The following is a 16,084-nucleotide window of genomic DNA, read 5'->3' as shown; positions in this document are numbered from 1 at the left end:
AGCCAGAGCCAGAGCCAGAGCCAGAGCCAGAGCCAGAGCCAGAGACCGGTTTCTCTCCCTCCCGTCCATCTGCATTTGTGGATCTTGAGAGCGTAAGGGCGCGTGAAGGCTGGACAGTTCAGTTAATTGCTGGGAATCAGGAACAAACGGTGCTGAATCTGATGGATCAGTACGAATCCATTTCCGGTATACTCTACACCCAGACCCAAAGGCAGGGGCAGGACTGGTTTGTTGGCTTCTACGGCGAGTTTTCCTCGCGTGATGAGGCCCGAAAAGCAGTTGAGCGTCTTCCCCAGGCCTTGCGGGACCAGTCTCCCTGGATCAGGCAATCACGCGATTTCTGATTTTCTGTGCCTGCCTTTTTTCGTGCTTTATTCTATAAAAACAATAACCTGACTCTCTGTTTTATGGTGTGCGCTGTCTGGCGCAGCATTCGTATTGAACGTGCTTGCCCCCTAAAATAAAAACGCTTTGGTTTGAGTACGTATTTCTACGCGTGTAAAATAGCCAGCCCCCATTTTCAGTGTCGAAGGGTGAGTTTATTGTCTGTATGCAAATAACCCTTTGATTGAAAAGCATTTCTACGCGAGAGAACGCTTATGATGACAGGTTTGTATCATCCCGACGAATTCAGGGACAACTGCGGCTTCGGTCTGATCGCCCATATGAAGGGCGAGGCCAGCCACAAGTTGTTGCAAACTGCCATCGAGTCACTGACCTGCATGACCCACCGTGGTGGTATCGCTGCAGACGGAAAGACCGGCGATGGTTGTGGCCTCCTGATCCAGAGCCCGGATGCCTTTTTGCGCAAGGCCGCCAAAGCGGAATTTGGCAAGGAGCCTGAAGAGCTGTTCGCTGTGGGCCAGGTATTCCTTAACCCGGACGAGAACAAGGCCGCTGCCGGCCGTGCTGCCTTGGAAAAGCGCCTCGCAGAGCAGGGCCTGGAAATCATGGGTTGGCGGAAGGTGCCAACGGACGACAGCTGCCTTGGGCCGATGGCGCTCGACTGTTTGCCCTGGATTGAGCAGGTGTTTGTGGTTCCCGCCGGTAAAACCGAGCAGGAATTCGCCATCTCGCTGTTTGTTGGGCGCCGCCACGCTGAGCGGGACATGGCCGATGACTCCGAATTCTATATCTGTAGCCTGTCTCACCGAACATTGGCCTACAAGGGCCTGATGATGCCGGCGGACCTGGCGAACTTCTACAAGGATCTGGGCGATCCGGACCTGCAGACCGCTATCTGTGTCTTCCACCAGCGCTTTTCCACAAACACCATGCCGCGTTGGCCGCTGGCGCAGCCGTTCCGCTATCTCGCCCACAATGGCGAGATCAATACCGTTGACGGCAACCGTAACTGGGCGATTGCCCGTGCCGCCAAATTCAGCGCACCGGAATTGCCGGACCTACAGACGCTGCAGCCGCTGGTTAACCTGACGGGCTCAGATTCCTCCAGCATGGACAATATGCTGGAAGTACTGCTGGCCGGTGGTGTCGACCTGTTCCGTGCCGTGAGAATGATGATCCCGCCTGCCTGGCAGAATGTGGATACCATGGATTCCGAGTTGCGGGCATTCTATGAGTACAACTCCATGCATATGGAACCGTGGGATGGGCCAGCCGGCCTGGTTCTCTCCGACGGTCGCTACGCCGTCTGTATGCTGGATCGGAACGGACTTCGCCCGGCTCGTTGGGTAATCACCAAAGACGACTTCATTACCCTGGCGTCCGAGATCGGCACTTACGACTATAAGCCCGAAGACGTGGTGGCCAAGGGACGTGTCGGTCCGGGGCAAATGCTTGCTATTGATACCGAGTCCGGCGAAGTCCTGCATACGAAAGACGTGGATAATCGCCTGAAGTCGGCCCAGCCCTACAAGCGCTGGCTGCGGGAGAACTCCCTGCGGGTTGAAACCACGCTGAATCAGGACACACCTGACTTCAAGCTGATGCAGTCCGACGAGCTCCATATACACCAGAAAATGTTCATGGTCTCCTACGAGGAGCGTGACCAGGTTCTGCGCCCTCTGGCTGAGAACGGCCAGGAAGCAGTAGGGTCGATGGGGGACGATACGCCCATGGCCGTGCTCTCGAGCCGTGCCAGGCACGTGGCTGACTACTTCCGTCAGAAATTTGCCCAGGTGACCAACCCGGCCATCGATCCGCTTCGGGAGTCCATCGTGATGTCCCTGGAGACGTGTATTGGCGCGGAGCGTAACGTGTTCGAGGAAACGCCGGAGCACGCTAACCGCATCATCCTGACAACGCCGGTGCTCTCGCCGGCCAAGTACCTGAAGATCGCCAACAATGATCGGCCCGGATTCGAAGTTGCTCGGATCAACATGAGCTACAGCCCGGAAATGGGGCTTGAGCAGGCTGTGCGTAACGTGTGCGACGAGGCTGAGCAGGCAGTCCGCAACGGCAAGGTGATCCTGATCCTGACCGACAAGGATCTGAAAGAGGGTGAGCTGCCGGTCAATGCCATGATGGCAACGGGCGCCGTTCACCATCACCTGGTCAAGAAAGGCCTCCGGTGTGACTCCAACATCCTGGTTGAAACCGGTTGGGCCCGCGACCCGCACCAGTTTGCTGTGTTGTTTGGCTTTGGCGCTACGGCGGTCTATCCGTACCTGGCCTACCAGGTGCTTAACGACCTGATTCGCACCGGCGAACTGATGATGGACCCCATTGATGCGAAGAACAACTATCGCAAGGGTGTCAACAAGGGCCTGCTGAAGATCCTGTCCAAGATGGGGATCTCCACCATCACCTCCTACCGGGGGGCGCAGCTATTTGAGGCGATTGGCCTGGCAGATGATGTGGTGGACCTGTGTTTCAAAGGTGTTCCCAGCCGTATCCAGGGCGCCGGTTTCTTTGATTTCCAGCAGGATCAGGAACAGCTGGCGGCGGTGGCCTGGAAGCATCGCAAGCCCATCACCCAGGGTGGCCTGTTGAAGTATGTCCACGGTCAGGAGTACCACGCTTTCAACCCGGATGTAGTGGGTAAGCTCCAGGAAGCCGTGACCAGTGGTGATTACGGGCAGTACATGGAGTACGCCGGGCTGGTAAACGAGCGCCCGGTGTCCACGCTTAGGGACCTTCTTGGGTTCCGCAAGGATATCAAGGCGATTGATCTGTCCGAGGTGGAGCCAGTGGAGAATATCTTCCCGCGCTTCGACTCGGCGGCCATGTCCTTGGGTGCGTTGTCTCCGGAGGCTCACGAAGCCCTGGCGGTAGCAATGAACACCTTGGGTGGTCGTTCCAACTCCGGTGAAGGCGGGGAAGATCCGGCCCGTTATGGCACGGAGAAACGTTCCAAGATCAAACAGGTGGCGTCTGGCCGCTTCGGCGTCACCGCTGAGTACCTGCGCAGTGCCGATGTCATGCAGATCAAGGTGGCCCAGGGTGCCAAGCCCGGTGAGGGCGGTCAGCTACCCGGTGGCAAGGTCAATGACCTGATTGCCCGCCTGCGCTACTCAGTGCCCGGTGTGACGCTGATTTCGCCACCACCGCACCACGATATTTATTCGATCGAGGATCTGGCGCAGCTGATTTTCGATCTCAAGCAAGTTAACCCGAGCGCACTGGTGTCTGTAAAACTGGTGTCGGAGCCTGGTGTAGGCACCATCGCTGCTGGTGTGGCCAAAGCCTATGCGGACCTGATCACGGTTTCCGGCTACGACGGTGGTACAGCGGCCAGCCCGTTAACCTCCATCCGTTACGCCGGCTCGCCCTGGGAACTGGGCCTGAGTGAAACCCAGCAAGCGCTGCGCGCTAATGACCTGAGGGGCAAGATCCGCTTGCAGACGGACGGCGGTATCAAGACCGGTCTGGATGTGGTCAAGGGCGCTATTCTGGGCGCTGAAAGCTTCGGTTTCGGCACCACGCCAATGGTGGCTCTGGGTTGTAAGTATCTGCGTATCTGTCACCTGAACAACTGTGCCACCGGCGTCGCGACCCAAAACGAGCACCTGCGGGAAGAACACTTCAAAGGCACCGTTGAAATGGCGATGAACTTCTTCCGGTTCGTTGCGACCGAGACCCGAGAGTGGATGGCCAAGCTGGGCGTTCGCAACCTGGAAGAACTAGTAGGGCGTGTTGATCTGCTGGAGCGTCTGCCCGGCGACACTCCGCGCCAGAAGAAGCTGGATCTGACGCGTCTGTTGTCTAACGACCACATTCCGGCAGACAAGCCCAACACCTGTCAGGTGGAGCGCAATCATCCGTTTGATGAAGGCAAGCTTGCCGAGCAGATGGTGAAGGACACTGCGGATGCGATAGCCAGCAAGGCTGGTGGTACCTGGTCCTACAGGGTTACCAACTGTGACCGGTCGATTGGTGCTCGCCTGTCCGGAGAGATTGCCCAGTTGCACGGCAATCAGGGCATGGTCTCGGCGCCCATCACTCTGGATCTGACTGGCACCGCCGGCCAGAGCTTCGGTGTCTGGAACGTGGGCGGTCTCAACCTGCTTCTGGAAGGCGATGCCAACGACTATGTCGGCAAAGGCATGACCGGTGGCAAATTGGTTATCCGGCCACCGTCCGGAAGCGACTTTAAAACCCAGGATACCTCGATCGTAGGTAACACCTGCCTCTATGGTGCAACCGGTGGCAAACTGTTTGCCGCTGGCACCGCCGGTGAACGCTTCGGTGTTCGTAACTCCGGCGCCCATGCGGTGATAGAAGGTGTGGGCGATCACTGCTGCGAATACATGACGGGTGGTTTGGTCACAGTTCTTGGCAGCACCGGCCACAACTTCGGCGCTGGCATGACGGGTGGTTTTGCCTACGTGCTGGACTTGAACAATACCTTCGTGGACAAGTACAACCATGAGTTGGTGGAGATTCAGCGGATATCCAGCGAGGAAATGGAGTCCTACCGTAATCACCTGCGCGGTGTGGTCCGCGAGCATATTTCTGAAACCGCGAGCGAGTGGGCAGAGCATATTCTTGACAATTTCGATGACTACATTGGCCGCTTCTGGCTGGTCAAACCCAAGGCGGCGAACCTTCGCAGCCTGCTGGCCAGCACCCGGGCGCGTCCCGAGTAAAGGCGGTTGAAACAGGTAGAGGGCATTGCTGGAGAGGCAGTGCCCGCGTCGAAATTGAGTCTGATGAGAGCGTCACAATGAAAGAACGACTGAGTAACGACTTCCAGTTTGTCGAAGTAGGGCGTGTCGACCCGAAAAAAGTACCGGCAAAGAAGCGCAAAAAAGAGTTTGGTGAAATTTACCATCCATTCACCCAGGATAATGCCGCGTCGCAATCGCACCGTTGCCTGGAATGCGGCAATCCGTATTGTGAGTGGAAGTGCCCGGTACACAACTACATCCCGAACTGGCTGAAGCTGGTGTCGGAAGGCAACATCATGAGGGCAGTTGAGCTCTGTCACCAGACCAACTCCCTGCCGGAAGTCTGTGGCCGCGTTTGCCCCCAGGATCGTCTGTGTGAAGGGGCCTGTACCCTGAACGACGGCTATGGCGCAGTAACCATCGGGTCGGTGGAAAAATACATTACCGATACAGCCTTTGCTCTGGGCTGGAAGCCGGATATGTCCGCCGTCAAATGGACCGACAAAAAAGTGGCAGTGATCGGTGCTGGTCCGGCCGGCCTTGGCTGTGCTGACGTCCTGGTGCGCAACGGTGTAAAGCCGGTGGTGTTTGATATTTACCCGGAAATTGGCGGCCTTCTGACCTTCGGGATCCCCGAGTTTAAGCTTGAGAAGTCGGTCATGACCCGTCGCCGCAAAGTGTTCGAGGAAATGGGAGTGGAGTTCCGTCTGTCCACGGAGGTGGGCAAGGACGTGATGATGGCCGACATCCTCGAGGAGTACGACGCTGTCTTTATGGGGATGGGAACCTACACCTACATGAAAGGCGGTTTCCCGGGCGAAGATCTGCCAGGCGTTCATGATGCACTGCCCTTCTTGGTCTCGAATGTGAATCGTCGTCTTGGGTTTGAGAAAGACGCCGACGATTTTATCGATATGAAAGGCAAGCGAGTGGTTGTGCTCGGCGGCGGCGATACCGCCATGGACTGTAACCGCACCTCGATTCGTCAACAGGCAGCGAGTGTTACCTGTGCCTACCGTCGTGACGAACAGAACATGCCGGGCTCGCGCCGGGAAGTGTCCAACGCCAAGGAAGAAGGCGTTAAGTTCATGTTCAACCGTCAACCGATCGCCATTATTGGCGAAGACCGGGTTGAGGGAGTCAAGGTGGTTCAGACTCGCCTCGGCGAGCCCGACGAAAACGGCCGTCGTCGCCCGGAAGTGGTCGCTGGCAGTGAGGAAGTGATTCCGGCCGATGCAGTTCTGGTGGCCTTCGGATTCCGTCCGAGCCCGGCCGACTGGTTTGACGAGTTGAAGGTAAACACCGACGACTCTGGCCGTGTCAGTGCTCCGGAGGAAGTGGAGTTCGGCTTCCAGACCAGCAATCCCAAGATATTTGCCGGTGGCGATATGGTCCGTGGTTCGGATCTGGTCGTAACGGCTATCTGGGAGGGTCGCCAGGCGGCGGAAGGTATCATGGATTACCTGGATATCTGACAGCCCCCGGTTTCATCCGGGTTGGAAGGGCGGCTTGCGGACGGCGGGCCGCCCTTTTTTATTGCCACAAACCGGGTATCATTGCCCTCCTAAACTTTGACAGACAGCAGACTGGGAATGCTATGACCGAGCTGAAAAATGACCGTTTCCTGCGTGCGCTGATGCGTCAGCCCGTTGATCGCACGCCAGTGTGGATGATGCGCCAGGCAGGTCGATACCTGCCGGAATACCGAGCGACTCGGGCCAAAGCCGGAGACTTTCTCAGTCTGTGCAAAAACACACCGCTGGCCTGTGAAGTGACGTTACAGCCGTTGGAGCGGTTCCCGCTGGACGCTGCCATCCTGTTTTCAGACATCCTCACCATTCCTGATGCGCTGGGGCTTGGCCTGTACTTCGAAACTGGCGAGGGCCCGAAATTCCGTAACACTGTCCGCTCCGCTGCCGACGTAGCCGCGTTGCCCAAAATCAATGCGGAAGTAGACCTGGATTACGTGATGAATGCCGTGTCCACCATCCGTGGCGCACTTAATGGCAGCGTTCCGCTGATCGGCTTCTCTGGCAGTCCCTGGACGCTTGCCACGTACATGATTGAAGGTGGTTCCTCCAAGGACTTCCGCGAGGCCAAGAAGCTGATGTACGGCCAGCCGGAGGTGATGCATCAGTTGCTGGACCATTTGGCGGATTCTGTGATTGATTACCTGAACGGACAGATTCGAGCCGGCGCCCAGGCGGTCCAGATCTTCGATACCTGGGGCGGCGTGCTGAGTAGTTGGGCGTATCAGGAGTTTTCCCTCAACTACATGAAAAAAATCGTCGCCGGCCTGATTCGAGAGAACGACGGGCGTCGCGTACCCGTTATCCTGTTCACAAAGAATGGCGGCCAGTGGCTGGAGTCGATAGCGGAATCCGGTGCTGACGCGGTCGGTCTGGACTGGACAACGGATATCGGCAAAGCCCGTGCTCGCATTGGCGATCATGTTGCCCTGCAGGGCAACATGGACCCGGCCATGCTTTACGCGCCGCCGGAGCGGATTCGCCAGGAAGTGGCCGATATCCTGTCCCGCTACGGCACCGGCCCGGGCCATATCTTCAACCTCGGGCACGGGATTACCCCGGACGTTGATCCGGAGCACGCCGGGGCGTTTATCCGTGCGGTGACTGAGCTGAGTCCGGAGTATCACCTGCAAGACTGATGGTTGGGAGTAGCGGGCGGTTATTGGGGCTTTCCAAAACACGCCCGTAAATACGTCCATGTAGGGCTCGGTCGCGCCATCCCTGGCGCTCCACGGTTTTGGAAAGCCCCAACAACCGCCCTCTGTCCGGCTTCTGCGTTAACGCTCCGCAGAGCCTCTGTTTGGTGTTAGCGCTAGATAGAAGCTTCTGTGCGGTCTATAGTCATAACAAACGAGACCGGTCAACAGGAGTAACCCTTGCCAACCAAAGCCCCCGAAAAACGCCGCTTCCACAGAATCTCCTTCGATGCCGAATGCGAACTGCATTGGCAGGACGAAGTGTGGGTGAGTGAGGTGTTGGATATTTCACTGAAGGGCGTACTGGTAAAGCGGCCGTTGGAGTGGAGGGTTCCGCTGAAGCAGCCTTGCGAAGTGATCATCCATCTCGACGATCACGAAACCGGGATCGTGATGGCGGTGGAGTTACGGCACATTGAGGAAGAGCGGTTGGGGTTCAAATGCCAATATATCGATCTTGAAAGTGCGACCCACCTAAAACGCCTGGTGGAACTGAATCTGGGGGACCAAGCGTTATTGGAGAGGGAGTTTGCACATCTGATTGATTGAGGCTAGGGATTTCCGGAGGTAACTGCGAAGCTGGTAGGCAGGATTGGAAGGGCCTTTCCAAAAATGTGCGGAGCCATGGATGGCGGAGCCCAAGCGCACATGGATGTGCTTGAAGCGTTTTTTGGAAAGGCCCTTCCAATCCTGCCCGGCACCAAAAAACCAGGCTAGAAACCAAGTCTCAAAGCTCCTCCAAAGCCGACAACGCATCACTAAGCTTGGTCACGGGAATAACCTTCATCCCCTCAATAGCCTTACGAGGCGCATTAGACTTAGGCACCAAAGCGCGGGTAAACCCATGCTTGGCAGCTTCGTAAATGCGCTCTTGGCCACTGGGCACCGGCCGAATCTCACCAGAAAGGCCAACCTCACCGAAGATCACCAGATCCTGAGGCAGGGCACGGTCGCGGAAGGACGACACGATGGCCGCAAGCAGCGCCAAATCCGCACTGGTCTCGTTAACCTTTACCCCGCCCACCACATTCACAAACACATCCTGATCCGACACATGCATGCCACCATGGCGATGCAGCACCGCCAGCAGCATCGCCAGCCGGTTCTGATCCAGGCCCACAGCAACGCGTCTCGGATATCCCCCCTGGGCCATATCCACCAGCGCCTGAATCTCCACTAGCATAGGCCGAGTGCCTTCCCAGACCACCATCACCACGCTGCCGGGAGCTGCCTCCTCGCCGCGGTTCAGGAAGATGGCACTGGGGTTCTTCACTTCCTTCAGGCCCTGTTCCAGCATCGCAAACACGCCCAGTTCGTTAACCGCGCCAAAGCGGTTCTTGATGCCCCTCAGGGTGCGGTAACGGCTATCGCTGGAGCCTTCCAGCAGGATGGAGCAGTCGATCATATGCTCCAGTACTTTCGGCCCAGCCAGGCTGCCATCCTTGGTAACGTGGCCCACCAGGAAAAGAATGGTGCCAGTCTGCTTGGCAAACCGTGTTAGATAGGCTGCGCTTTCGCGAACCTGGGATACGCTGCCCGGAGCGGATTCCGACTCGGCGACATGCATAACCTGGATACTGTCCACCACCAGAATGCGCGGCTTTTCAGCCTCGGCAACCTGCATGACCCGCTCAACACTCGTTTCCGAGAGCATCTTCAGGTCTTTGGTGGGCAGCCCCAGGCGCTTGGCGCGCATGGCGACCTGTTGCAGCGATTCCTCGCCTGTGACGTACAGGGCTGGAACGCTGGACGCCAGGTGGCAGACCGCCTGAAGCAAGAGGGTGCTCTTGCCAGCGCCAGGATGGCCGCCCATCAGGATGGCGGAACCTTCCACAAGCCCGCCGCCCAGAACGCGGTCAAACTCCTGCATGCCGGAGCTGATGCGCGGCTGTTCGGCAAGGCTGACGTCGTCAAGGCTTTTTACCTCTGAGAGACTGCCCGCAAAGCCTTCAAAGCGGGCGCCGCGGGCGCCCTTGGCGTTGCCGCCACTGATGCCGCGGACCTCGCTGATCGTATTCCAGGCCTGGCAGGCGGTGCATTGCCCCTGCCACTTTGAATAATCTGCGCCGCATTCGGAGCAAACATAGGCGGTTTTTGCTTTTGCCATCAGGCCAGCTTCTTATACTTCATGCGCTGGGGCACCATGGCAGAGTCGCCCTTCCGCTTCTTGTGATCCTCATCGTATTCGCTGAAGTTGCCTTCGAAGTAGACCACTTCACCGTCGTCCTCAAACGCCAGGATGTGAGTGGCCACACGGTCCAGGAACCAGCGGTCGTGCGAGATCACCAAAGCGGAGCCTGGGAAGTTGAGCAGGGCTTCCTCCAGGGCACGCAGGGTTTCCACGTCGAGATCGTTGGTCGGTTCGTCCAACAGCAGCACGTTGCCACCTTCCTTGAGCAGTTTCGCCAGGTGCAGGCGGTTGCGCTCACCGCCCGACAAGTCGGCCACACGCTTCTGCTGGTCGGAGCCCTTGAAGTTGAAACGACCTACATAGGCTCGTGACGGGGTTTCGTAGTTACCGATCTTGATAATATCGTTGCCGTCGCTGAGCTCTTCCCAGACGGTGTTGTCGCCGTTCAGGTCCCGCATCTGGTCCACGTAGGCCAGTTTTACGGTTTCACCGACTGTGATGGTGCCGGAATCGGGCTTGTCGTAGTCGCCGATCATCCGGAACAGCGTGGACTTGCCCGCGCCGTTGCCGCCGATGATGCCAACGATCGCTCCCGGAGGAACGCTGAGCGAGACGTCTTCGTAGAGCAGGCGGTCATCGAAGGACTTGCTGATGCCATCGATCTCAATCACCTTGTCACCCAGGCGAGGGCCAGGTGGGATGTATAGTTCGTTAGTTTCGTTGCGCTTCTGGAATTCCTGGGAGCTCATTTCTTCGAAGCGGGCCAGGCGGGCCTTGCTCTTGGACTGGCGGCCCTTGGCGTTACTGCGCACCCATTCCAGCTCGTGCTTGATGGTCTTCTGGCGAGACGCTTCCTGTTTGGCTTCAACTTCCAGGCGCTTTTCCTTGTTTTCCAGCCACTGGCTGTAATTGCCCTCAAACGGAATGCCCTGGCCGCGGTCCAGTTCCAGAATCCAGCCGGCCACGTTGTCCAGGAAGTAGCGGTCGTGGGTGATGGCAACCACGGTGCCGGTGTAGTCGTGCAGGAAGCGTTCCAACCAGGCTACAGATTCGGCATCCAGGTGGTTGGTGGGCTCGTCCAGCAACAGCATGTCCGGGCTGGACAGCAGCAGACGGCAAAGCGCCACGCGGCGGCGCTCACCGCCGGAGAGGTTTTTTACCATGGCGTCCCAGGCCGGCAGGCGAAGGGCATCGGCAGCCACTTCCATCTTGCGCTCAATATCGTGGCCGTCGGAGGCCTGTATAAAGGCTTCCAGTTCGCCCTGTTTCTTGGCGAGGGCATCAAAGTCGGCATCCGGCTCGGCATAGGCGGCATAGACCTGATCCAGCTCCGCCAGTGCGTCATGGACGCCCGAGACCGCCTCATCGACGATTTCCTTGACGGTCTTGGCGTCGTCCAGTTCCGGTTCCTGGGGCAGGTAGCCGACGTTGATGCCGGGTTGGGGGCGGGCCTCACCAATGTAATCCTGGTCGATACCGGCCATAATACGTAGCAACGTAGATTTACCAGCGCCGTTCAGGCCCAGTACGCCGATTTTCGCGCCTGGGAAAAAGCTCAGGGAAATGTCTTTGAGGATTTCACGCTTGGGCGGAACCACCTTGCCCACGCGGTTCATGGTGTATACGTATTGCGCCATGTGTCGGAATCCTTCTTGCGAGTGTAAGTGTCGGAATTACTGATGGTGTCTGACTAAGGCCGTCGGTCAGGGCGATCCGGGCTCGTCAAAATCAAGGATGATTTTGTCGAGCGTACAGGGACGTATTCACAGCGTATCCCGGATCGCCCTGACCGATGGCCGTAACGCCAATAGCTAGTAGCCGCAACCAATGAATATTGACCGAGTAAGGTATCGAAACCAACCGGGGATAGCAATTGAGCAAAAAGCGCAGGCGGCGGCGTGTCGGTATCTGCGGACGGCATAAAGGGTGATTTTTTACCCATTTGTAAGATAGAATAGCGGCCCATTTTTTCGGGCAGCTAAGCACATAGGGGCAGCGCATCCATGTTTAATCGTGATATGAAAATCGCCGGTTTTGACGACGAGCTCTGGAACGCCATCCAGGCGGAAGAGAAACGCCAGGAGGCTCATATCGAGCTGATCGCGTCTGAGAACTATACCAGCCCCAGGGTGATGGAAGCCCAGGGTAGTGCGCTGACCAACAAGTATGCCGAAGGCTATCCCGGCAAACGTTATTACGGCGGCTGTGAGTTTGTCGACATCGCCGAGGACCTGGCCATCAGCCGGGCCAAAGAATTGTTTGGTGCTGCCTACGCCAATGTGCAGCCGCATTCCGGCTCACAGGCCAACTCTGCCGTATTCATGGCGCTGCTCAAGCCGGGTGATACGGTTCTGGGCATGAGCCTGGCCCACGGTGGGCACCTGACCCATGGTGCCAGCGTCAACTTCTCCGGCAAGATCTACAACGCCGTCCAGTATGGCCTGAACCCGGACACGGGGCTGATCGATTACGATGAGGTGGAAAGCCTTGCCGTTGAGCACAAACCCAAGATGATCATCGCCGGTTTCTCAGCCTACTCCCAGGAGCTGGACTTTGCCCGGTTCCGCGCGATTGCCGATAAGGTTGGCGCCTATCTGTTTGTGGACATGGCCCACGTGGCAGGTCTTGTGGCTGCTGGTGTTTATCCAGACCCGGTACCTCATGCCCACGTGGTTGCGACGACTACCCATAAGACCCTGCGTGGCCCCCGTGGTGGTTTGATCCTGGCCTGTGACGATGCCGACTTGCAGAAAAAGCTTAACTCCGCTGTATTCCCTGGCGGCCAGGGCGGCCCCTTGATGCACGTTATTGCTGCCAAGGCGATTTGTTTCAAGGAAGCCATGAGCGACGAGTTCAAGGTGTATCAGAAACAGGTGATCAAGAATGCCAAGGCCATGGCTGAGGTGTTTGTGTCCCGCGGATTCGATGTGATTTCCGGTGGTACAGAGAATCATCTGTTCCTGGTCAGCCTGATCAAACAGGACATCACCGGTAAGGATGCAGACGCAGCCCTGGGCCGAGCGCACATCACCGTGAACAAGAACGCAGTACCTAATGATCCGCGTTCGCCGTTCGTCACCTCCGGCCTGCGCATCGGTACGCCCGCGGTGACCACTCGTGGTTTCGGAGAGTCCGAGTGTCGCGATCTGGCTGGCTGGATGTGCGATATCCTGGATAGCCTGGAAGATGAATCCGTTAATGACCGGGTTCGTGAGCAGGTTGAAGGCCTGTGTTCGCGGTTCCCGGTTTACGCCGGCTAAATAGCCTGATTGCGCCCTCGGGCAGGCCTTGTTGCCTGGCCCGATGGTTTGCAGGAGCTTCTGAGTATGCATTGTCCTTTCTGTGGTGAAGCGGATACCAAGGTAATCGACTCCCGGCTGGTGGCCGAGGGTGATCAGGTGCGTCGCCGCAGGGAGTGCCTGTCCTGCCGTGAGCGTTTTACAACGTTCGAGTCGGCTGAGCTTGTGATGCCTCGAGTGGTCAAGCAGGACGGCACCCGTCAGCCTTTCGATGAGGAAAAACTCCGGGCTGGCCTGATGAAAGCCCTGGAGAAGCGCCCGGTGAGCATCGAGGAAATTGAGGCGGCGCTGAATCGCATCCGATTCCGGTTGCGGGCGACCGGCGAGCGTGAGGTCAAGTCCATGCAACTCGGTGAAGAAGTGATGACGGAGTTGCGTCAATTGGACAAAGTGGCCTACGTGCGCTTCGCGTCGGTGTACCGCAGCTTTCAGGACGTCAACGAGTTCAAGGAAGAGATCGAGCGCCTTTCAGCGACCTCGGGCGAAGACCCGGTGGATGTAGCCAAGGCCCTGGCGGATAACCATTCTTCCGAAGGGCAGGCATGATCGACGCTCAGGACACGGCGTTTATGGCACGGGCGGTGCAGCTTGCCTGGCGTGGTCGCTATTCGACGCATCCCAACCCGCGGGTGGGGTGCGTCATCGCCCGAGGCAGCAAGATTTTGGGCGAAGGCTGGCATGAGCGAGCGGGCGAGGCTCACGCAGAAGCGCGCGCACTCAGCCTGGCTGGGCCGGATGCCCGTGGCGCAACGGCCTATGTCACGCTGGAGCCCTGCAGTCATTTTGGCCGTACACCGCCTTGTGCCAAAGCGCTGATAGAAGCGGGCATCGCCCATGTGTTTGCGGCGACCAAGGATCCCAATCCCTCGGTATCCGGTCGCGGCCTGAATATGCTCCGTGAGGCAGGCATTCGTGTAACGGAAGGCCTACTGGCGGAAGAGGCCGTGCGATTGAATCCCGGCTTCATGAAGCGAATGAACGTTGGCAGGCCCTATGTCCGGCTTAAAATGGCTGCGAGCCTTGACGGCAGGACGGCCATGGCCTCCGGCGAAAGTCAGTGGATTACCGGCTCGGAGTCCCGCCGCGATGTCCAGCGTCTCAGGGCCATCAGCGATGCCATTCTGACAGGGGTGGGGACGGTTCTTGCTGACAATCCTTCACTGACCGTTCGTCGGACTGAATTGGGTGACATTGGTGACGCCACGGAGCCGTCCCGCCAGCCCCTGCGCGTGATCGCGGACCGGGACGCGCGTACGCCCCCGGGCGCTACGATCCTGCAGGGTGGCAATGTCCAGGTGTATTGCGCCTCCCCAACACTGGCAACCGCGCCGGCACAGGACCTTGCCGCGTTGGGCGTGGGCCTGACGGGTGTGGCCTGGAAGGATAATGGAATTGATGTTCGCGAGTTGCTCGACTCACTGGGGGAGTTGGGCATCAACGAATTGTTGGTGGAAGCTGGTCCAACGCTGGCCGGTACATTTATCAGCGAGCGTCTGGTAGATGAGCTATGGCTCTACCAGGCGCCGGTGTTCCTGGGCAGCACTGGCCGGCCCACGGCCAATCTGCCACTGGAATCCATGGCGGATAAGGTGCAATGGAAAGTGCTGGATCGCCGTCAGCTGGGCGAGGACCAGCGATTGATCCTCGCGCCGGGGTAACGGTTACTAAATTCATGGCTGCCGGCACCGACACTCGGACGGACAGACCAACAGGATGCAAATACGGTATGGCACTGAATAGCATTAAAGACATTATCGACGATATCCGTCAGGGCAAGATGGTTATCCTGATGGACGATGAGGACCGGGAAAACGAAGGTGACCTGGTGATGGCCGCAGAGCACTGTACGCCAGAGGCTATCAACTTCATGGCCCGCTTCGGTCGTGGACTGATTTGCATGCCGATGACGCGCCATCGTTGCGAACAGCTTGGCCTGCCGTTGATGGTGCAGCAGAATGCATCGGGTTTTGGCACCAAGTTCACCCTTTCCATTGAAGCGACTGAAGGTGTAACGACGGGTATCTCTGCCGCCGACCGTGCGCGAACTGTCCAGGCTGCTGTTGCCCGCGATGCAAAAGCGTCTGACCTGGTTCAGCCAGGCCATATTTTTCCGCTGATGTCGGACCCGGGCGGGGTGCTCAGCCGAGCCGGCCATACCGAAGCATCCTGTGATCTGGCAGCCCTCGCCGGCTGCGAGCCTGCCGGCGTGATCTGCGAAATCATGAACGACGATGGGTCCATGGCCCGCCGTGAAGATCTGGAAAAATTTGCCGAAACTCACGACCTGAAGATCGGCACGATTGCGGATCTGATCCACTATCGGACATTGAACGAGCGCACCATTGAGTGCGTTGAGCAGTACGACCTGGATACCGAGTACGGTGTATTCAACTTGCGCACCTATCGCGACAATATCCAGGGTTCCACCCATCTGGCCATGGTGATGGGGGATATTGCGGCTGAGGATCCGGTGCTGGTGCGTGTGCACATCACCGATACTCTGCGTGACCTGCTCGGTGCCCGCCGCGCCGATTCCCGTAGCTGGCCATTGCATCATGCTCTGGAGAAGGTGGCGAGTGAAGGTCGCGGCGTCGTTGTCCTGCTCAATAGCGCCGAAGACAGCTACAATCTTGAAGATCGTATCCACGAATTTTTCGAGCAGGATAAAAAGTCCGCGGGTAAGGGCAGCTCCGGTGTCTATTTTACCGTTGGTACCGGCTCACAGATTCTGAGGGATCTCGGTGTTGGCAAAATGCGCCTGCTGAGCCCGCCCATCAAGTTTTCTGCCATTTCCGGATTTGAGCTGGAAGTTGTGGAATACGTGCCCTACACACCCGAATAATGAACCCCGGCAGGCCCG

11 protein-coding genes are annotated in these 16,084 nt (G+C 58.0%); 9 read left to right on the top strand and 2 right to left on the bottom strand.

Annotated features, from left to right (window positions below; translation table 11 throughout):
- The 5 genes from ACTRWH_RS19025 to ACTRWH_RS19005 all read left to right on the top strand — a co-directional run.
- A partial coding sequence (locus ACTRWH_RS19025) for an SPOR domain-containing protein (RefSeq protein ID WP_462826738.1) occupies positions 1 to 344 on the top strand: 344 nt, incomplete at its 5' end.
- Positions 345 to 599: 255 nt separating this feature from the next.
- Entirely contained in the window at positions 600 to 5,048 is a 4,449-nt protein-coding gene (gltB, locus tag ACTRWH_RS19020) for a glutamate synthase large subunit (protein WP_462826737.1), read from the top strand.
- A 77-nt stretch (positions 5,049 to 5,125) separates the two neighbouring features.
- Entirely contained in the window at positions 5,126 to 6,544 is a 1,419-nt protein-coding gene (locus ACTRWH_RS19015; protein WP_007154607.1) for a glutamate synthase subunit beta, read from the top strand.
- A gap of 122 nt (positions 6,545 to 6,666) precedes the next feature.
- Entirely contained in the window at positions 6,667 to 7,737 is a 1,071-nt protein-coding gene (gene hemE, locus ACTRWH_RS19010) for a uroporphyrinogen decarboxylase (protein ID WP_041335359.1), read from the top strand.
- A 237-nt stretch (positions 7,738 to 7,974) separates the two neighbouring features.
- Positions 7,975 to 8,343 carry a PilZ domain-containing protein gene (locus tag ACTRWH_RS19005; RefSeq protein ID WP_036203604.1) on the top strand — a complete coding sequence of 123 codons (369 nt, stop codon included), beginning with the start codon at positions 7,975 to 7,977 and terminating at the stop codon, positions 8,341 to 8,343.
- A 178-nt stretch (positions 8,344 to 8,521) separates the two neighbouring features.
- Here the strand turns inward: ACTRWH_RS19005 and radA are convergent, their stop codons facing one another.
- Both radA and ettA read right to left on the bottom strand, forming a co-directional pair.
- Positions 8,522 to 9,901 (bottom strand): DNA repair protein RadA, encoded by a 1,380-nt coding sequence (gene radA, locus ACTRWH_RS19000; protein ID WP_036203607.1) that lies wholly within the window; start codon positions 9,899 to 9,901, stop codon positions 8,522 to 8,524.
- Positions 9,901 to 11,562 (bottom strand): energy-dependent translational throttle protein EttA, encoded by a 1,662-nt coding sequence (gene ettA / locus ACTRWH_RS18995; protein ID WP_036203610.1) that lies wholly within the window; start codon positions 11,560 to 11,562, stop codon positions 9,901 to 9,903. Before ettA ends, radA begins: the two co-directional genes overlap by 1 nt.
- A 366-nt stretch (positions 11,563 to 11,928) precedes the next feature.
- On the opposite strand from ettA, the gene glyA reads away from it, so the two are divergent.
- The 4 genes from glyA to ribBA all read left to right on the top strand — a co-directional run bounded on the left by glyA (position 11,929) and on the right by ribBA (position 16,066).
- Entirely contained in the window at positions 11,929 to 13,185 is a 1,257-nt protein-coding gene (gene glyA, locus ACTRWH_RS18990; protein WP_151981417.1) for a serine hydroxymethyltransferase, read from the top strand.
- Positions 13,186 to 13,251: 66 nt separating this feature from the next.
- Positions 13,252 to 13,770, top strand: a complete 519-nt coding sequence (nrdR, locus tag ACTRWH_RS18985; protein ID WP_007155557.1) for a transcriptional regulator NrdR — start codon at positions 13,252 to 13,254, stop codon at positions 13,768 to 13,770.
- Complete coding sequence (gene ribD, locus ACTRWH_RS18980) at positions 13,767 to 14,882, top strand: bifunctional diaminohydroxyphosphoribosylaminopyrimidine deaminase/5-amino-6-(5-phosphoribosylamino)uracil reductase RibD (RefSeq protein ID WP_462826736.1); 1,116 nt, start codon at positions 13,767 to 13,769, stop codon at positions 14,880 to 14,882. Before nrdR ends, ribD begins: the two co-directional genes overlap by 4 nt.
- A gap of 68 nt (positions 14,883 to 14,950) precedes the next feature.
- The gene (gene ribBA, locus ACTRWH_RS18975; RefSeq protein ID WP_007155555.1) at positions 14,951 to 16,066 is read left to right on the top strand and encodes a bifunctional 3,4-dihydroxy-2-butanone-4-phosphate synthase/GTP cyclohydrolase II; all 1,116 of its coding nucleotides are present in this window, start codon (positions 14,951 to 14,953) and stop codon (positions 16,064 to 16,066) included.
- The last annotated feature ends 18 nt before the right edge of the window (positions 16,067 to 16,084 follow it).

This window comes from Marinobacter sp. G5_S1_61_S3 (assembly GCF_054968585.1).
Note: the sequence above shows the minus strand (reverse complement) of the source record. Positions and strands in the feature narration are given on the sequence as shown.